We start from the raw sequence: 17,583 nt of genomic DNA, 5'->3' as shown, positions 1-17,583 counted from the left end.
GTCGAGGTCCAACGCCATGCTCGCCCCCCAAGCCTTCGCCGACGCGACATTGACGCGCGACGACATGGGCTTCATCGCCAAGCTCGTTTACGAGCATGCCGGCATCGTCATCCGCGAGCACAAGGAGGCGATGACGCGCGGGCGGCTGGCGCGTCGCGTCAAGGCGCTTGGGCTGGGCTCGGTCGCCGAGTACTGCGCTTTCCTGAAAACGCCGGGCGCCGTCTCCGAGATCCCCGAGCTGATCAATGCGGTGACCACCAACCACACCGCCTTCTTCCGCGAGCGGCATCATTTCGACCATCTGCGCAAGGATGTGCTGCCGAAATTGCTGCAGGAGCGCAGCGGGCGGCGCGGGCGTATCCGGATCTGGTCCTCGGCCTGTTCCTCGGGCGAGGAGCCTTACAGCATCGCGGCGACCTCGCGCGACGTGCTGGGCTCGCGCAGCGATGTCGATTTCCGTATCCTGGCGACCGACATCGACACCGATATCCTGGAGCGGGCGGAAGCGGGGCTCTATCCGAGCGAATTGTTCGAGCGGCTGCCGCCCGACGTCAAGCCGCTGCTCAAACTTGAGGCTGCGGCCAGGGGCGAGGCGCGCATCAGCGAGGATTTGCGCCGGCTGATCGCATTCAAGCGGCTCAACCTGATCGAAAAATGGCCGATGGGCGGGCCGTTCGACGTGATCTTCTGCCGCAATGTCTTCATCTATTTCGACACCCAGACCAAGGCTTCGATCCTCGACCGCTTCGTGGCGCTGCTGGCGCCGGGCGGTTTCCTCTATCTCGGCCATTCGGAATCGCTCCCGCAGCCGCACCCCCAGCTCCGGCTTATCGGCCGCACCATCTATGAGAGAACAGCATGAGCGTTGCCCGGGCCTCTCGTCGCTATTTCGACCCGCGCTTCGAGGCGACGATCATCACGGTCGCGCCAGGCGAGCATGAGATCACCGCGGCCAAGGACGAGATCGTGGCGACCGTGCTCGGCTCCTGCATCTCGGTGTGCATGCGCGATCCCCAAGTCGGGGTCGGCGGGCTGAACCATTTCCTGCTGCCGAAGAACAACGGCGGTTCGGACACCAATGCCGGCGAGCGCTATGGCGATACCGCTATGGAGGTCCTGATCAACGGCCTGCTCAAGCGCGGCGCCAGGCGCGGCAATCTCGAAGCCAAGGTCTTCGGCGGGGCGCGCGTGCTGTCGGGCGCCACGATGCTGGCGATCGGCGACGGCAACATCGCTTTCGTCAATGAGTTTCTGAGGGTGGAGGGCATTCCCGTGGTGTCCAAGGACGTCGGTGGCACGCGCTCGCGCCGCATCCATTACCAGCCTTCAACCGGCCGAGCCTGGGTGCAGCATGTGCAGCCGAGCACGCGCGACAGCGAGCACGAGCAGGAAGTCGCTTACCTCAATCGCCTCAAGACTCAACCCGTGGCTGGTGAAGTGGAGATCTGGTGATGAGCACGCTGACCTCTCCTGGCCCGGTGAAAGTCCTCGTCGTCGACGATTCCGTGCTGATGCAGAAGCTGATGACGCAGATCATCGATTCCGCACCCGGCTTCAAGGTGATCGGCGTCGCCGGCAGCGCCGAGGAAGGCTGGGACGCGATCCAGGAATTGCGGCCCGACGTCCTGACGCTCGATCTCGAATTGCCAGGTCGCCACGGCCTCAAGCTGCTGGCCCGCGTGCTCAAGCAGGACCCGTTGCCGGTGCTGATCGTCTCGGCTTTCGGAGGGCCGGGCGCCGACAACACCATCCAGGCGCTGGAGCTCGGCGCGATCGATTTCATCGAGAAGCCCGACGGCACGACGCATACGCTCGAAGGCTTCATGAAGCATCTGGTTGCGGCGCTGTCGCGGGCCTCAGTGAGCCGGCGTATGTTCGCCGCGCGGCGCGAGGCCGCGCCCGCACGTCCGGTGCTGGCACGCGAGCCGGCGCGCGGCGGGCGCACCTCGCTGATCGCGATCGGCGCCTCGACCGGCGGCGTGCCGGCCGTCCAGGTGGTGATGCGGGACCTCGCGCATCTGCGTATCCCTGTCGTCGTGGTGCAGCATATGCCGCCCGGCTACACCGCGAAATTCGCGGCGCGCCTGGCGACCGCGACAGGCCTCGATGTCCGCGAGGCCGCCGATGGCGACAAGCTGAAACCCGGCATGGCGGTGGTCGCGCCCGGCGGGCCGCGCCATCTCGAGATCGAGGAGCGCCGGGGCGAACTCGTCTGCGTGCTGCGGGAAGGGCCATTGGTCAGCGGCCACAGCCCTTCCGTCGACGTGATGTTCCATTCGGTGGCGCGCAGCCTCGGCCAGCATGCGGTCGGCATTCTGCTTACCGGGATGGGCCGCGATGGCGCTGACGGTTTGTTAGCCATGCGTAAAGCTGGTGCGGAGACGTTAATCCAAAGTGGGGAAACCTGTGTGGTAAACGGGATGCCGAAAGCGGCCTACGAATTGGGTGCCGCCGACAGGGTGGTGCCGCTCGATCAGATCGGTGCCGCTGTCGGCAACCTGATCGGCGAGCGACCGCATCTGCGCACCGCGTGAGGAGAGCGTGATGAAGGCGAGAAGCGACTACAGGATCCTCGTGGTCGACGATCAGAAGAGCATGCGCGGGCTCGCGACGTATTTTCTGAAGCAGATCGAATTCCAGGATATCGACGAGGCCGAGAACGCCCGCGAAGCCCTGATGAAGATGCAGAGCAAGCGCTACGATCTGCTGCTGCTCGACTGGAACATGGACGGCATGAGCGGCATCGATTTGCTGCGTGCGATCCGTTCGGTGCCGGAGCTGAACCAGATCAAGATCATCATGGCGACCTCCGAGCGCTCGGTCGACAAGATGGACGAGGCGACCACCAACGGCGCCGACCATTATGTGGTGAAGCCCTATGAGTTGCGCGACCTCGAAGTGCGCGTGAAGAAGGTTCTGTCGCTGAGTTCATAATCGCGCCGCCGCTCGACACATCACCCGTTCCAGCGCCCCGAGCCGCAAGGCTGCGGGGCGCATCCATATCGGGTCGTTGGCGCCAGAGCGGGATGCGAAAAAGAGGGAACCGGTTTTTCGCATTGATCCTGCTCCGGCTCTTGGTCGCCGCCCGACATCTGCCGCGAACCGGCGCTCGCATCATGAGGGCTTGGCATCGTTTTCGCTTGGCCCCCTTGCGTCGCGCCGTCTTGGCGCAAGCGCGTCTCGGCGCAAGGATGGCGCCGTCATTGCCATCCAGACGCAACCCCACCGGCAAAGCCTGCCTAGATTTCCGATACCGAGGTTCCATGTCCCGTATCCTGACCGTCGCCGCCGCCCAGCTCGGGCCGATCCAGAAGGCCGAGGGCCGCGACATCGTCGTCGCCCGGATGATTGCCCTGATGGATGAAGCCAAGGCGAAAGGCGCCGAGCTGATCATCTATCCGGAGCTGGCGCTGACCACCTTCTTCCCGCGCTGGCATCATGAGGACCGGGCCGAGGCCGACCATTGGTTTGAGGCTGCGATGCCGAACCCGGCGGTGCAGCCTCTGTTCGAACGGGCGCGCGAGCACGGCATGGGGATGAGCTTCGGCTATGCCGAGCTCACGCCGGAAGGCCGGCATTTCAACACCTCGATCCTGGTCGATCGTGAGGGCACGATCGTCGGCAAATACCGCAAGATCCACCTGCCGGGCCATGTCGAGTTCGATCCCGAGCGCGCGCATCAGCATCTCGAGAAGCGCTATTTCGAGCCGGGCGATCTCGGCTTTCCGGTCTGGCGGCTGATGGGCGGGCTGATGGGCATGATGATCTGCAACGACCGGCGCTGGCCCGAGAGCTATCGTGTCATGGGCCTTCAGGGCGTCGAGATGGTGGTGCTCGGCTTCAACACGCCGTCGGTCAATTCGCAGAAGCCCGGAGAGGGCATGGCGCAACGGCTGTTCCATCACAGGCTCTCGGTCCAGGCCGGGGCCTATCAGAATGCAACCTGGGTCGTGGCTGTCGCGAAGGCCGGCGACGAGGACGGCCATCACTGCATGGGCGGTACGCTGATCGTGAATCCCGACGGCGAGATCGTAGCCGAGCTGGAGAGTGAGGCGGATGGCGTCATCGTCCATGCTTGCGACCTCGACGACACCCGCTTCGGCAAGGCGACGATCTTCGACTTCAAGCGCCATCGCCGCATCGAACATTACGGGCCGATCACGGCGCAGGTCGGCGTGATCGAGCCGGAGTGAGGCTCCAGCCTATCCATCTCCTCGCGTCATCCTGGCCGTAGCCCCCGGGTCCGATCTTCGATCGGCCCAAGGATAAACTCCGCGGAGCGCTGGGATCCATCGTAGAGTTCAGCGCGCTACGATGGATCCCGGGTCGACCTGCGGTCGCCCAGGATGACGGCGAGGGGACGGTTCTTCCAACCCATGGCATTTGAGCGGACCGCATCCATGACCGACTTCACCGCCGCCTTTGCCGATCTCGAACCGCGTGAGCGCTACAAATTGCTCTGCGCCAGCGTGACGCCGCGCCCGATCGCGCTCGTCACCTGCGTTTCACCCGAAGGCGTCGTCAACGCGGCGCCGTTCAGCTTCTTCAACGTCTTCTCGGAGGATCCGGCCCTGGTCGTGCTCGGCCTGCAGCACGGGCCCGGCAACCACCCCAAGGACACGACCCGCCATATCGCGGCGGCCGGTGAATTCGTCGTCAATCTGGTCGATGAGGGGTTGGCGGACGCGATGAACATCTGCGCCATCGACTTCCCGCCTGAGGTCAGCGAGATCGACGCGGCGGGGCTTTCGCTGCTGCCGGGCGTCAGCGTCGCCGTGCCGCGTATCGCGGAAGCGCCCTTCGCCTTGGAATGCCGCAAGCAGGTTTCGCTCGCCTTCAGCCCGACGCGGGAATTGCTGGTCGGCGAGGTCGTCCGCATCCATGCTCGCGCGGGGCTCGTCGATCCCAAGACGCTGCGGGTCAGCATGAGCGACTACAAGCCGGTCGGCCGCATGTTCGGCGACGGCTATTCGCGCCAGAACGACCGCTTCGACCTCAGGCGCGGCAACTATGCCGGCTGGCTGGCGAAACAGGACTGAGCGGCGTCACCTCACGTCTTGGGCTTCTGCCCCGGCCGAAAAGCCACGATCACCGCCGGGTCGGTCTCCAGATAGGGGCCCTCGATCAGGTCGATGCAGTAGGGGATCGCCGGCATCACTGCGTCGAGGCACTCAGTGATGGCGCGCGGGCGGCCGGGCAGGTTGACGATCAGCGCCTTGCCGCGAATGCCGGCGGTCTGGCGCGACAGGATTGCGGTCGGCACCTTGGTGAGGCTGACCTGGCGCATCAATTCGCCGAAACCGGGCATCGGCTTCTCGATCACGTCCTCGGTTGCCTCGGGCGTGACGTCGCGCGGAGCGGGGCCCGTGCCGCCGGTGGTGACGATCAGGCAGCAGCCTTCCTCGTCGGCCAGCACCTTCAGCGTGTCAGCGATCAGCTTGCGGTCGTCGGGAATGACGCGGGCGACCGGCGTCCATGGGCTCGTCAGCGCCCTGGCGAGATAGGCCTCGATGGCGGGGCCGCCCTCATCGGCATAGATGCCTGCCGAAGCACGGTCGGAAACCGTGACGATGCCGATCCTGATATCCGTGCTCATGTCCTGAAACCCTGCCCTAGAGTATTTCCGCTTTTCGCCGAAACGCGCAAATGCTCTACCTCTTTGTTTTATCGCATTTCTTCAGGCGAACCGGTGTCCACTTCGCTCGAGAATGCTCAAGCGCTGCGAGGCAGATGTGACCGATCGGCGCCGCGCATGCTACTGAAAAGACGGGCTCAGCCCTTGAGGCGCTTGCGCAGGCGGCGCAGCCGCTGGCGCGCATGCGCTGCCAGCTCCGGCAGACCCGGCCCGTGGCTGCCGAGGGTGACGATCGCATGGCCCATCTCGCGCCGCTCGCCCCAGACATAGGTTCCGGCATCGACGCTGTCCCCCGCGCCGCTGTCGAAGACGACAGGCGGCGTGCCGGCGAAATCGGCCTGGAGCATGGCGATGGTGAGTGCGCGCCCGGGCGAGAGCCGGCTTTGGCTCTCGTCATAGGCGATCTTGAGGAAATGCCGCGTACCGGCGCTCTCGATCAGCAGACCCATGGCGATCGGCTCGCCGTCCAGTCGCAAGCTATCGACCTGCAGGGCGTCCTGCGCCGCGAAACCGGCGACGAGCTGGCGGAAATAGGCTGTATCCCGTGGCAATTGCGCGATCGCGGTGCCGGCCTCGCCCTTCCAGCCGGCGGCTTCGAGGGCGAGGAAGGCGTCGAAGCTGTTTTGCGCGGCCTCACCCCGCTCGCGCCGGAACGCGGCCTCACCCGCCTTGGTGAGGGTGCGGAACTGCTGCATGCGCTTCTTGTAGCTCTGCCCGAGCGCGCGCCTGAGATAACGCTCGGCGTCGTCGCCGACCTCCGGCAGCAGCATCGGCCGGCTCCAGCGCTCATGGCTGGCAAGCCGGCTGCCCGTGCTGCGAAAGGCTTCGGTGAGCACGGCGTGACTGGCCCCTTCCAGCGGTAGCAGGGGCAGCGCCAGCGTCTTAGGCAGGTCGCTCGAGGCCAGGATATGACGGAGCATGGCCTCTGCCACGTCGTTGGCGAGGTCGCGATCGAGAACCGGAATCGAGGAGACCTCGTAGAGCGGCAGCAGCGGCGCCACGAGCACGGGTGCAAAGCCGCTGCGCCAGTCGCGCTTCCGGTGCAAGGCCCAGAGGCCGGCGAGGCGCTCGGAGCCCAGCGCCTCGCTTTGCCAGGCGGCGAGCACGATGATCCTGTCGTCGGGTATGAGCAGGCGCGCGGCGGCGATGGCGGCTGGCGCCATATGCGGGTTGGCGGCGAGCGCGCGCAGGCTCAGCTCGGTGAAGGCCGCGCCGCGCTCGACATAATCCGCAGGGCGGATGCGCCTGACGACGATCGTGGCGTTCAAGGCGAGACGCCGTCGCGCCGCACGCGCTTCATCTCGCCGCGCAGCGACAGCACGAACGCAATGACCTGGGCGGCGGCGCGGTAGAGCTCTTCGGGGATCTGGTCGTCAAGCTCGACGGCCGAGAGCGCCTGCGCCAGCACGGCGTTCTCTTCGACGGCGACGCCGTGCTCCCGTCCGGTCTCGATGATGCGCTGGGCCAGTTCGCCCCGGCCTTTGGCGGTGACGCGCGGCGCGCCTTGCCCATCATATTCGAGCGCGACGGCGATCTGGCGCGGCGAGGGGGCGGTCATGACATCCGGTCCAGGAACTGGCCGGCGGTCGGCTGCATCACGCGCGGCTGGCCGGTGTGGATATCGATGGCGCCATTCTCGAACTGCGCATCGACCAGCGCTGCCTCCAGTCCGGGAGCGGCGCCGCGCAGCAACCGGCTGGTTTCCTCGCGCTCGGCCCAGAGCGTGACGCCGACGCTGCGGCCCTGCAGCGTGACCACGCCCTGCAGCGGGCCCATCGGCTCGACATCGAGCGCGAAGCGGATGCGCCAGAGCGGCGCTTCGACGCCGTTGGGGCCGCGGCGCGGCGGCTCCTTCTCGATATGAAGCGGCAGAACGGCCGCGCCGGAATGGAAGGCGAGGGGGATTTCGGTCAGCCAGCGCGGGGCTTGGTTCTGGTCGGGCCGCGCGCCGTCCAGCGGCAGCGAGGCGAATTGCGAAAGCGTGACGCGGTCGAGGGCGGCGTCGGTCTGCTCCAGCAGAGTTTGCGCGATCGTCAGCGGCTTTTCGCCTGCCGTGAGGGTCGGCTCCACGATCGGCTGGAGCGCGAGCGGGCCGTCGCGGCGCGGCGGCGTGGGTTTTGCCGTCGTGGTCGGTGCACCGGCCGTTTGAGGCGAAAGCAGGAGCGCGGCTTGCGGCTTGCCGGCCGGCGTCGGCACGAAGCGCTCGATCACGGTGGCGAGGGCATCGCGCAGCGTCACGAGGCTCGCCTTGAGGTCGGCTTGCGGCGGTACGGGCTGGCTTGCGGCTTGGCTGGCCGAGGCTTGGCTCGTCACGGCTTGGCGGCTCTCCATGAACAGGCCGGAGCGCTGGACGGCGTCCTTCAGGACCTCTGCCCCAAGCGGCTTGCGCTCGACAGGAACGGCCTGGGCCAGGACGCGCTCGATCAGGGTCAGCAGCGGCTTGGGCAAGGTGAGCGCGACCGAGCCTTCGGAGAGGCTGCGCAGATTGGCGAAGAGCGGTGCGAGACCGTCCTGATTGGCCAGCACCGGCCCGAGCAGAGGCCCGGCAATGGCGCGAGGCGAGGGGGCGGCGCTGACCTGCGACGGTTGGGAAGCGGTGGCCGGGCGTGGTGCATCGGCTGTGGCCGCGGCCTGCAGCAGCGAACTCGGCTGGAGAGGGGCCGATGCGCGCGGGGGCTCGGCCGGGGCAGCTGTCGCCGGGGAGGCTGTCGGCGCCGGATTGGGAGCAGCGGCCAGGCTGGTCTGCGGGGTGGATTGCGGCGTCGTGGGTGCAACGCCGGCGGGAGCGGGCGGGCGCATCTCGACCAAGGTCGCGCGCAAGCTTCCGCCTTGGTCCTCGGCGGCGTCGATCCTGAGCAGCAGCGTCGCGCCGGGGAGCAATGCCGCCTGCTTCGCTTCCGGGCCAGCGAGCACGAGCGCTATCTTGGTGTCGCCGATGAGCGCCGTCGCCAGGCCGTTGCCGTCAAGCGTCAGCAGCTGCGCCTCGACCGTCTGGCCCGGCACGAGTTCGGCCGTGGGCGCGAGCGCCTGCAGCAGAGTGGCGAGGTTCTGGCTCTGGAGGAGCTGGGCGAGATTCATCGAGGCGAGGCCATGAGAGCAAGGCCAAGACCTTGACATGAAAGGTTAAGCATTTTGTTGCGCGCGGGATTTGGCGGGCGCGCCCTGCGCGGGGCGCGCTGGTGCGCGGCGCGAGGCTGGGGCAGGGTCTCAGCCTCGAACTCTCGGAGTCTGATCCATGGAATATCGCCAGCTCGGCCGCTCTGGCCTCAAGGTCTCGCCTTTGTGCCTGGGCACGATGATGTTCGGCGGCGCGACGAGCGAGCTGGATTCGCGCGCGATCATCGATCATGCGCGCGACGCCGGCATCAATTTCATCGACACGGCCGATGTCTACAATGAAGGCCGCTCCGAAGAGGTGACGGGCCGTGCCATCGCCGCGCAGCGCCATGACTGGGTGCTGGCGACCAAGGTCGCCAACCAGATGGGGACCGGACCCAACCGGGTCGGGCTCTCGCGCAAATGGCTGATCCAGGCCTGCGAGGACAGTCTGCGCCGGCTCGGCACCGATTTCATCGATGTCTACTATCTGCACAAGGAAGACCATGCGACGCCGCTGGCGGAGACCGTGCGCGGGCTCGGCGATCTGGTGCGGCAGGGCAAGATCCGGCATTTCGGCGTCTCGAATTACCGCTCCTGGCGGCTCGCCGAGATCTGCCGGCTCTGCGACGATCTCGGCATCGACCGGCCGGTCGTCAGCCAGCCCTATTACAACGCGATGAACCGCATGCCCGAGGTCGAGCATCTGCCGGCCTGCGGCTTCTACGGGCTCGGCGTCGCCTCCTATTCGCCGCTGGCGCGTGGCGTGCTGACCGGCAAATACGAGCCCGGCCAGGCGCCACAGCAAGGCACGCGCGCAGCGCGCGGCGACACGCGCATCCTGCAGACGGAGTGGCGCGAGGAGAGCCTCGTCATCGCCCAGACCATCAAGGCCCATGCCGCCAAGCGCGGCATGACGCCGATCCAGTTCGCGGTACGCTGGGTCCTGAATAATGCCTTCCTCACCGCCGCGATCGCCGGGCCGCGTACGCTGGAGCAGTGGCAGGCCTATCTCGCGGCGCTGGATGTCGCGTTCACCGCCGAGGACGAGGCGCTGGTGGATGGGCTCGTGCCCGCCGGCCATCCCTCGACGCCGGGTTATAGCGACCCAGCCTATCCGCTCGAGGGCCGCAAGGCGCTGACGGGCTGATCAGGAGGCGCCTAGGGCAGGATGCAAAAAAGTGGGAACCGGTTGTTCGCATCGATCCGGCTCTGACTCCTTGATGAGAGACGGATTCAGATTTCAGACGGAGTCACTTTGTGACTTCGTCTGAAATCATCCGGCTCTAGGACGAGCCCGCCCCAGGCTACCATGGCGGCCTGGGCGATGGCCTCCAATTCGGCGCGCGTGGCGCCGTCGCGGGCGCGCAACGAGATGCCCTGCTGCACCGTGACATAGAAGCTTGCGATCATCTCGGTGTCGGTCGCGGCCGGCAATTCGCCGCTTTCGACCGCTTCGCGCAGCCGCTCCGTGAAGCTGTCGATCGCCCGCTCGCGCACGCCGCGCAAATCGGCTCGGAGCGCCTCGCTCGCGCCGGCGGCATGGACCACCGCCAGCACGATCATACATCCGGCCGGCTTGCTCGGCCGCGTGAACATCGCCGCTGAGCGCATCAGGAAGGTCTCGATCGCTGCCCGGGCCGTCGGGGCTTCGGCGACCGCCCGGGCCAGTTCCTTGCCGTCGCAGGCCTCGTATAGCGCCATCGCCTCGCGATAGAGCGCCTCCTTGCTTCCAAAGGCGGCGTAGAGGCTGGGCGAGCCGATGCCCATCGCCTCGGTCAGGTCGCCCATCGAGGTGCCCTGGAAGCCGTTGCGCCAGAACAAAACCATGGCGCGGCGCAGCGCCTCATCGCGATCAAAGCTTCTCGGTCTGCCGCGCTCGGACATGATTACCCGTTTTGTGCCAAGCGATACATAATTCGCTTGACCAGTGCCCGCAAGCGCCGCAAGTATTTATGTATCGAACGACACAGAAAGGAATCTCTCATGGAACGGTTGATCGGGAAGAAGGCGCTGGTGACCGGCGGGAGCCGCGGCATCGGCGCGGCGATCGCGCTGCGGCTGGCGCAGGAAGGCGCCGATGTCGCGCTGACCTATGAGCGCTCGCAGGACAAGGCGCAGACGGTGGTGGGTCAGATCGAGGCGCTGGGACGCAAGGGCTTCGCGCTCGCGGCCGACAGTGCCGATCCCGAGGCGGTGAAGGCCTGCGTCGGCAAAGCCGCTGCTCTGCTCGGTGGCCTCGACATCCTGGTCAACAATGCCGGTATCTTCCGTGGCGGACCGGTCGCGGAGTGGAGCCTTGCCGATATCGACGCGACGCTGGCGGTGAATATCCGTGCCGTCGTGCTGGCGTCGCAGGCGGCTGCCGCCCATCTCGGCGAGGGCGGGCGCATCATCTCGATCGGTTCATGCCTGGCCGAGCGCGTGGTCGAGCCCGGGGTATCGCTCTATGCGATGAGCAAGGCGGCGCTGATCGGCTTCACCAAGGGCCTGGCGCGCGATCTCGGACCGCGCGGCGTCACCGTCAATATCGTCCACCCCGGCTCGACCGACACCGATATGAACCCGGCTGCCGGGGAACGGGCCGATGCGCAGCGCGCCAAGATGGCGATCCCGCGCTATGGCAAGCCGGAGGATATCGCCGGGCTCGTGGCTTATCTTGCCAGCGAGGAGGCGCGCTTCGTGACCGGCGCTGGTTTCGCCATCGATGGCGGCGTCAACACCTAGAGCCCGTTGCTTTCAGATGGAGCCACGACGTCATTCCGGGGCGATCCGTAGGATCGAGCCCGGGACCCGGAACCGATGCGCCGTATTGCCAAAGCGCGGCCGTCGGGTCGCTTTTCGTTGAACGGGATCGGTTCCGGGCTCTTCGCGGAGGTTATTTTTGGGCCGACCGACCATGGGGCAGACCCGGGGGCGAAGCCCCGGAATGACGGTGTGGTTTTGCGCCACGACGTAGGTTCTTGGCGCTGCCGCTTCCGCGCGGCGGCTCAGTTCAGCAGGCAGAAGCCGCCGACATTGTGGTCGCTTTGGCAGGCTGATCTGGGAGCCTCTCCCGGCTTCACATTGCTGCGCGAGGATTGCCACTCCCGCGGCACGGTCTGGATGCTGGGACCCAGGGTCGAGGAGGGAGGCTCGGGAGCGGCCTCGCTATGGCTCGATCCGCCACTACTCGAACTGGAGCTGCTCGAACTGGAGCTCGATTGCGCGACGGCAGAGGCCGCCGACAACTGAAGGGCTGCGACGGTGCAGACCAGAGCGAGACGCAGCATGCCATTTCCCCATGAATGGCGCGCACGCTGCCTCATCGCAGGCGGCTGTGAAAGCCGCATCTGCGATCAGCCTAAGCAGGGTGTTAACCGGCCGGCGCGGAAACACGCCGCCAGGCCTCGTTGCGTCAGCGCATCTCGTTGCGTCAGTGCATGACGCAGAAGCCGCCGACCACGACCTCGCTCCGGCACCAGACCTTCGCGCCCTCGCTCGAGCTGACCCGTAGCGGGACCGGCCGATCTGCGCTCGGCGACGGGAAGGGCACCCGGCGGGCTTCGAGAGATGCGGGCTCGGCGGGAGTCGAGGCTTGCCCGGCGCGCGGGATGGGGACGACGCTGGCGTTGCCGCTGGAATAGCGCTTGCCGAAGCGCAGCCTTGCCGCCTCGGCATCGACCGGCAGGCAGGTGGTGGCGATGATGGCGATCGCGAGAACCCTGAGCATGCCGCGTTCCTCTGCTTTGGCGGGCGATCTCAGCCTGCCGGCCGCAGCGGAATTTGCAAAGCGCGACGTCGGAACAACCTAAGCGCGAGGTTAAGCCGAATGCTGAGCGATGGGGATTAGTTGCCCGGCAGCACGATGATGGTCGGCTGGGCGGGCAGGCCGGCCTTGGCGAGGGTGATCGTCGGCTCGGCCTTGCGTTCGGTCGCCCAGACGCCGTCCGTGCGGCGCAGGAAGCGCTCCAGGCTGGAGCCGCCGAAGAAATGCATCGGGATCATCACCTTGGCCTGCAGCGATTTCAGCACCTCGACCATGCCTTCCTGGTCGAGCGTGTAGCTGCCGTCGACCGGGAAGAGCACGATGTCGACGCGGCCGAGCGCGCGCAGATGGCCGGGTTCCAGCGGGTGGTGCAGATGGCCGAGATGGGCGATGCAGAGATCGCCGATCTCGAAGACGAACATCGAATTGCCGTCATAGTCGGTCGCGCCGGAGTAGCTGCGGATATTGGTCGGCACGTTGCGCACGCGCATGTCGCCAAGCGTGACGTCATGCTTCGCGGCGCCCTGGCCGCCTGAATCCCAGCCCGGCAGCACCTGTTTGATCGCCGGGTCCGGGTTGCGCGAATTATGCGTCGAATGCGCCTTGTTCATCGTGGCGATGTCGGGCGTCTCACGCGGGCGGACATAGTCGTTGTAGTCGGTCGCGGCCCTGATGCCGCCCGGCGTCTCGATCAGGAAGGTGGCGTGGCCGACAAAGGTGAGGCGGACCTCGTCCTTGGCGAGCGCGGCCCGCTGGACCGGCAGGCGTAGGCTCGCCATCTCAGGCCGGCAGCCGGGCTCGTCGGACTGGGCGCGGGCGGGGGAGGTCATCAGCCCGGCCAAGGCGGCGAGCCCAAGGCCGAAGCGCATCAGCATGCTCGAAAAGCTCATCCGCCGCTCCCGTATTCTCCCAGCCAGGAAAAGCTTAGGCAAAAGCTGGGCCGGCGGAAGGGGTTCAGCGTTGTGATGGCGGTTTCGTGAGGGACGTTCCGGGTCGTGGACAGGTGCGCTCCACCCCGCTATCGAACCTGGCCTGTCTCCTGGAGGGCGCCATGTCGCTACCCAACCGCTTCAGGCTGGTCGCCTTGATCTTCTTTGCCGGCGGTCTCGTCGCGTTTTTCTATGCCTTCAGGATTTCCGGCTGGGAACGCGTCGATGGCGGATCGCGTTTCGTCGTGCCCGATAGCGGCCGCCAGCAATTCGTGAAGGCGGAGATCCTGCCGTTGCTGGGCCAATATGGCGGCATTGCCATCGGACTGGGGGGCGCATTGCTCGTTGCCGCGCAGATCTACGCCGCGCGCCAGCGGCGTGCCGTGAGCCAGGATCGCCCGTCTCCTGCGCCTGTCAAAATAGGGCTGGTCCGAACCATCGCGCGGGTCGTCTTTGCGATCGCCATAGGCGTTGGCGTAACGTTCGGCTATCGCTGGTACGACTATGTGGCCAACGCCACGAGCCCCTATGACGAGGTCGGAATCGCGATCAACAGCCGCCTGCCGGAGAGCCTGCGGGCATGGGGCTGCAGCCGGCTGAAGGAGCGCTTCGCGCAATCGATCCCGCCTTATGGCTGCAGCGACGCAAGCGGCAGGGGCTGGCGCTAACCCGGCGCAAATGGTCGCGACACCGCCTGTCTGCCGTGTGGCAGGCTTCGCCAAGGAATAGGTCGGGGAGGCCAGTGTCCCAGAATGGTCGGCGGATTCATCATTGGCTCCCCGCATCGTCCCGGCGTCCACGAGCTTAGGCAATTGGCGGGTCGGGGGAAGCGGGCAGGAGCAGGGCTGACGCGTTGTGAAACGAGAGGCCGTCGGGAGATTTAGCGCGGCCGCGTCAGTGCAGCGGGTCGAGGAATGGCGTGTCGCGGCCGCTCACATAGAAAATCACCACCTTCGTCGGCTCGACGGCGCTGCGATTGTAACCGACCATCTCGACATGCGGCGGTTCGACATAGGCCTCGCCGGCCTTTACCACCACGGCTGGTTGTCCCTTCAGTTCCAGCGTGAAGGCGCCTTCGAGGACATAGACCGTCACGGGAAAGCGGTGGCTGTGCCGGACGGTCCTGTCGCCGGGCTTGAAGGTCGCGGTCAGGATGCGGACTTCCTGCGAGGCGTCACGCGGCATGGCCTCGACGAGCTGGCGCAGCACGAGGTTCGGCTTCGCGAGGCCGGCCTCCTGCGCTTGCGCGCGGGCACCCAGAAGAAGACCCGCGACTGCCGCTGCGGCCGAACATGACGACATGCGCATGGCGCTTTCCTCCGACTTGGGTCTGACGCCTCGTCAGAACTGCCGAAAGGGTAGGCTTGAGCTGTGGATTATGGCAGCCTCAATTCTGTGGACAGGGGCCGCAAGACTGCAAGGTCGAGCATGTTCGATTGGAACGATCTGAAGCCTTTCCTTGCGGTCGCGCAGCATCAGAGCATGACCGCGGCGGCGAAATCGCTGGGCCTCAGTCAGTCGACCGTGCAGCGACGGCTGTCGGAGCTCGAGCGGCGGATCGGCCGCGCCCTGATCGTCAGGCATCCCGCGGGATATCGGCTCACGGCAGATGGCTTGAGCCTGTTGCCGATGGCCGAGAGGGTTGCGCGCGCCGTGGCCGAGTTGGAGCAGTATCTCGACGACACCGCGCGGGAACTCGACGGCGTGATCCGCGTCACCTGTCCCGAGCCGCTGGTACTGCGCATCGTCCAGTCGAAGCTGCTCGACGCCTTCCATGCGCGCCATCCGAAGCTGCGCGTCGAGTTCATGACCAGCGACCGCTATCTCGACTTGTCTCGAGGCGAGGCGGATGTCGCCTTCCGCTCCGGCGACACCGATGACGAGCTCGTCGGACGCAAGATCGCCGACTCGCTCTGGGCGATCTATGCCAGCCCCGACTATGTCGAGCGGCACGGTCGGCCGGCGACCGTGCAGGAAATAGCGCAGCACCCGCTGGTCGGCTTCGAGACGACGTTCAGCTCGCACCGCGTGCTGACATGGCTTACGGAGGTCGCACCGACCGCCCGCTTCGCCGTGCGCAACAACAGCGTCCTTGGCCTGGTTTCGGCCGTTAAATCCGGCGCGGGGATCGGCCCCTTGCCGACAGCGCTCGGAGACGCCGATGACGGTCTGGTGCGGATTTTCGGCCCGATCCCGGAGCTGACGCGAAGCTGGCGGATCCTGGCTCACCCCGATCTCCGGCGCACGCCCCGCATCGCGGCCTTCTTCGACTTCATCGTCGAACAGCGGGCTGCGCTGAAGCCGATCTTCACGGGGTAGAGGCGACGAGGCGAGGACACCACGCGCAACACGTGGACCCGGCGGCTTGCACCGCGCCGGTTGCGGCAAGCGGCCCGCCTCGCTACATACGCGGCACATTCCCGAAAGCCCCGGCCCACCAGTCCGAGAGCGGAGCCCGCACGCCCCATGTCCCGTCAGTTCATCTACCATATGCGCGGCCTGTCGAAGACCTATCCGGGCGGCAAGCAGATCCTCAAGGACATCCATCTCTCCTTCTATCCGGACGCCAAGATCGGTGTGCTCGGCGTCAACGGTGCGGGTAAATCGACCCTGCTCAAGATCATGGCCGGCTTCGACAAGGAGTGGACCGGCGAGGCCTGGGTCGCCGAGGGCGCGCGCGTCGGCTACCTGCCGCAGGAGCCCAAGCTCGACGAGACGCTGAACGTCCGCGATAACGTCATGCTCGGCGTCGCGCCGCAAAAGGCGATCATGGATCGCTACAACGAGCTCGCGATGAACTATTCCGACGAGACCGCCGACGAGATGACCAAGCTGCAGGACGAGATCGAGGCCAAGGGCCTGTGGGACCTCGATTCCAAGGTCGAGCAGGCGATGGACGCGCTGGGCTGCCCGCCCGACGATTGGGAGGTCTCAAAACTCTCGGGCGGCGAGCGCCGCCGTGTCGCGCTCTGCAAGCTGCTGCTGGAGCAGCCGGAACTGCTGCTGCTCGACGAACCGACCAACCATCTCGACGCCGAGACCACCGCCTGGCTGGAAGGCCATTTGCGGAGCTATCCGGGCGCGATCCTGATCGTGACCCATGATCGCTACTTCCTCGACAACGTCACCAGCTGGATCCTCGAGCTCGATCGCGGCCAGGGCATCCCCTATGAGGGTAATTACTCGGCCTGGTCGGTGCAGAAGCAGAAGCGTCTCGCCCAGGAAGGCCGCGAGGATGTCGCGCGGCAGAAGACGCTGGAGCGCGAGCAGGAATGGGTTCTGGCCTCGCCCAAGGCACGCCAGGCCAAGAGCAAGGCCCGCATCCAGCGCTATGACGAGCTCGTGCAGAAGGCCAACAACAAGGGGCCCGACACCGCGCAGATCATCATCCCGATCGCCGAGCGGCTCGGCAACAACGTCGTCGATTTCGACGATCTGTCGAAGGGCTTCCAGGACAAGCTCCTGATCGACGGGTTGTCGTTCAAGCTGCCGCCGGGCGGCATCGTCGGCGTGATCGGTCCCAACGGCGCCGGCAAGACCACGCTGTTCAAGATGATCACGGGCCAGGACAAGCCCGATTCCGGCACGATCGCCATCGGCGAGAGCGTCACGCTCGGCTATGTCGACCAGAGCCGCGACTCGCTCGACGACAAGAAGAACGTCTGGGAGGAGATCTCGGGCGGCAACGACATCCTCTATCTCGGCAAGCGCGAGATCAATTCACGCGCCTATTGCTCGACCTTCAACTTCAAGGGCGGCGACCAGCAGAAGAAGGTCGGCTCGCTCTCGGGCGGCGAGCGCAACCGCGTCCACCTCGCCAAGATGCTGAAGGCGGGCTCCAATGTCCTGCTGCTCGACGAGCCGACCAACGATCTCGACGTCGATACGCTGCGGGCGCTGGAAGAGGCGCTGGAGGACTACGCCGGCTGCGCCGTGATCATCAGCCATGATCGCTGGTTCCTCGACCGCATCGCGACCCATATCCTCGCCTTCGAGGGCGACAGCCATGTTGAATGGTTCGAGGGCAATTTTGCCGATTACGAGGAAGACAAAAAGCGCCGTCTGGGCATCGATTCGACGATCCCGAAGCGGATTCAGTACAAGAAGTTCTCACGCTGAGCCTTTGAAATCTGCTTCGAAAAGGCCCGCGCTCCAGCGATGGAGCGCGGGCCTTT

General features: G+C 66.3%; 20 protein-coding genes. 12 read left to right on the top strand and 8 right to left on the bottom strand.

Features of this window, described 5'->3' with window-relative positions:
• The first annotated feature begins 16 nt into the window (after nt 1-16).
• The 6 genes from BHK69_RS25515 to BHK69_RS25490 all read left to right on the top strand — a co-directional run bounded on the left by BHK69_RS25515 (nt 17) and on the right by BHK69_RS25490 (nt 5,039).
• Nucleotides 17-862, top strand: coding sequence for a CheR family methyltransferase (locus BHK69_RS25515; RefSeq protein ID WP_069692556.1), 846 nt, complete (start codon nt 17-19; stop codon nt 860-862).
• Nucleotides 859-1,452 carry a hypothetical protein gene (locus tag BHK69_RS25510; RefSeq protein ID WP_069692555.1) on the top strand — a complete coding sequence of 198 codons (594 nt, stop codon included), beginning with the start codon at nt 859-861 and terminating at the stop codon, nt 1,450-1,452. Before BHK69_RS25515 ends, BHK69_RS25510 begins: the two co-directional genes overlap by 4 nt.
• Nucleotides 1,452-2,534 (top strand): chemotaxis-specific protein-glutamate methyltransferase CheB, encoded by a 1,083-nt coding sequence (cheB, locus tag BHK69_RS25505; protein ID WP_069692554.1) that lies wholly within the window; start codon nt 1,452-1,454, stop codon nt 2,532-2,534. The genes BHK69_RS25510 and cheB overlap by 1 nt, the downstream gene beginning before the upstream one ends.
• A gap of 10 nt (nt 2,535-2,544) precedes the next feature.
• On the top strand, nt 2,545-2,934 hold the full coding sequence (locus BHK69_RS25500) for a response regulator (protein WP_069692553.1): 390 nt from the start codon (nt 2,545-2,547) through the stop codon (nt 2,932-2,934).
• 329 nt (nt 2,935-3,263) lie between these two features.
• Nucleotides 3,264-4,193, top strand: coding sequence for an N-carbamoyl-D-amino-acid hydrolase (locus BHK69_RS25495; RefSeq protein WP_069692552.1), 930 nt, complete (start codon nt 3,264-3,266; stop codon nt 4,191-4,193).
• Between the two features lie 207 nt (nt 4,194-4,400).
• Entirely contained in the window at nt 4,401-5,039 is a 639-nt protein-coding gene (locus BHK69_RS25490) for a flavin reductase family protein (protein WP_148663588.1), read from the top strand.
• 11 nt (nt 5,040-5,050) lie between these two features.
• On the opposite strand, the gene mog is transcribed toward BHK69_RS25490, so the two are convergent.
• The 4 genes from mog to fliK all read right to left on the bottom strand — a co-directional run bounded on the left by mog (nt 5,051) and on the right by fliK (nt 8,713).
• A complete protein-coding gene (mog, locus tag BHK69_RS25485) occupies nt 5,051-5,596 on the bottom strand; it encodes a molybdopterin adenylyltransferase (RefSeq protein WP_069692550.1) in 546 nt (181 codons plus the stop codon).
• A gap of 176 nt (nt 5,597-5,772) precedes the next feature.
• Nucleotides 5,773-6,903, bottom strand: coding sequence for a GNAT family N-acetyltransferase (locus BHK69_RS25480; RefSeq protein WP_069692549.1), 1,131 nt, complete (start codon nt 6,901-6,903; stop codon nt 5,773-5,775).
• On the bottom strand, nt 6,900-7,193 hold the full coding sequence (locus tag BHK69_RS25475) for an EscU/YscU/HrcU family type III secretion system export apparatus switch protein (protein WP_069692548.1): 294 nt from the start codon (nt 7,191-7,193) through the stop codon (nt 6,900-6,902). Before BHK69_RS25475 ends, BHK69_RS25480 begins: the two co-directional genes overlap by 4 nt.
• Nucleotides 7,190-8,713 carry a flagellar hook-length control protein FliK gene (gene fliK, locus BHK69_RS25470; RefSeq protein ID WP_069692547.1) on the bottom strand — a complete coding sequence of 508 codons (1,524 nt, stop codon included), beginning with the start codon at nt 8,711-8,713 and terminating at the stop codon, nt 7,190-7,192. The genes BHK69_RS25475 and fliK overlap by 4 nt, the downstream gene beginning before the upstream one ends.
• A gap of 157 nt (nt 8,714-8,870) precedes the next feature.
• On the opposite strand from fliK, the gene BHK69_RS25465 reads away from it, so the two are divergent.
• The gene (locus BHK69_RS25465) at nt 8,871-9,881 is read left to right on the top strand and encodes an aldo/keto reductase (RefSeq protein WP_069692546.1); all 1,011 of its coding nucleotides are present in this window, start codon (nt 8,871-8,873) and stop codon (nt 9,879-9,881) included.
• A gap of 86 nt (nt 9,882-9,967) precedes the next feature.
• Here BHK69_RS25465 and BHK69_RS25460 read toward each other — a convergent pair whose 3' ends face one another.
• Nucleotides 9,968-10,561, bottom strand: a complete 594-nt coding sequence (locus BHK69_RS25460; protein ID WP_244548323.1) for a TetR/AcrR family transcriptional regulator — start codon at nt 10,559-10,561, stop codon at nt 9,968-9,970.
• A 156-nt stretch (nt 10,562-10,717) separates the two neighbouring features.
• On the opposite strand from BHK69_RS25460, the gene BHK69_RS25455 reads away from it, so the two are divergent.
• Together BHK69_RS25455 and BHK69_RS32370 are read left to right on the top strand one after the other, a co-directional pair.
• Nucleotides 10,718-11,458, top strand: a complete 741-nt coding sequence (locus tag BHK69_RS25455; protein WP_069692544.1) for a 3-oxoacyl-ACP reductase family protein — start codon at nt 10,718-10,720, stop codon at nt 11,456-11,458.
• Between the two features lie 291 nt (nt 11,459-11,749).
• Entirely contained in the window at nt 11,750-11,965 is a 216-nt protein-coding gene (locus BHK69_RS32370) for a hypothetical protein (RefSeq protein WP_148663587.1), read from the top strand.
• 181 nt (nt 11,966-12,146) lie between these two features.
• On the opposite strand, the gene BHK69_RS25445 is transcribed toward BHK69_RS32370, so the two are convergent.
• Together BHK69_RS25445 and BHK69_RS25440 are read right to left on the bottom strand one after the other, a co-directional pair.
• Entirely contained in the window at nt 12,147-12,443 is a 297-nt protein-coding gene (locus tag BHK69_RS25445) for a hypothetical protein (RefSeq protein ID WP_069692542.1), read from the bottom strand.
• A gap of 116 nt (nt 12,444-12,559) precedes the next feature.
• Entirely contained in the window at nt 12,560-13,369 is an 810-nt protein-coding gene (locus tag BHK69_RS25440; RefSeq protein WP_069692541.1) for an MBL fold metallo-hydrolase, read from the bottom strand.
• 161 nt (nt 13,370-13,530) lie between these two features.
• On the opposite strand from BHK69_RS25440, the gene BHK69_RS33270 reads away from it, so the two are divergent.
• Entirely contained in the window at nt 13,531-14,076 is a 546-nt protein-coding gene (locus BHK69_RS33270; protein WP_244548322.1) for a hypothetical protein, read from the top strand.
• A 226-nt stretch (nt 14,077-14,302) separates the two neighbouring features.
• Here the strand turns inward: BHK69_RS33270 and BHK69_RS25430 are convergent, their stop codons facing one another.
• On the bottom strand, nt 14,303-14,716 hold the full coding sequence (locus BHK69_RS25430) for a cupin domain-containing protein (protein ID WP_069692540.1): 414 nt from the start codon (nt 14,714-14,716) through the stop codon (nt 14,303-14,305).
• A 120-nt stretch (nt 14,717-14,836) separates the two neighbouring features.
• Here BHK69_RS25430 and BHK69_RS25425 point away from each other — a divergent pair, with 120 nt between their 5' ends.
• Together BHK69_RS25425 and ettA are read left to right on the top strand one after the other, a co-directional pair.
• Entirely contained in the window at nt 14,837-15,727 is an 891-nt protein-coding gene (locus tag BHK69_RS25425; protein WP_069692539.1) for a LysR family transcriptional regulator, read from the top strand.
• 147 nt (nt 15,728-15,874) lie between these two features.
• Entirely contained in the window at nt 15,875-17,527 is a 1,653-nt protein-coding gene (ettA, locus tag BHK69_RS25420) for an energy-dependent translational throttle protein EttA (protein ID WP_069692538.1), read from the top strand.
• Nucleotides 17,528-17,583 lie beyond the last annotated feature (56 nt).

The sequence above is a fragment of the Bosea vaviloviae genome (assembly GCF_001741865.1).
Lineage (GTDB): Bacteria > Pseudomonadota > Alphaproteobacteria > Rhizobiales > Beijerinckiaceae > Allobosea > Allobosea vaviloviae.
This window is presented reverse-complemented; position numbering and strand designations above follow the sequence as displayed.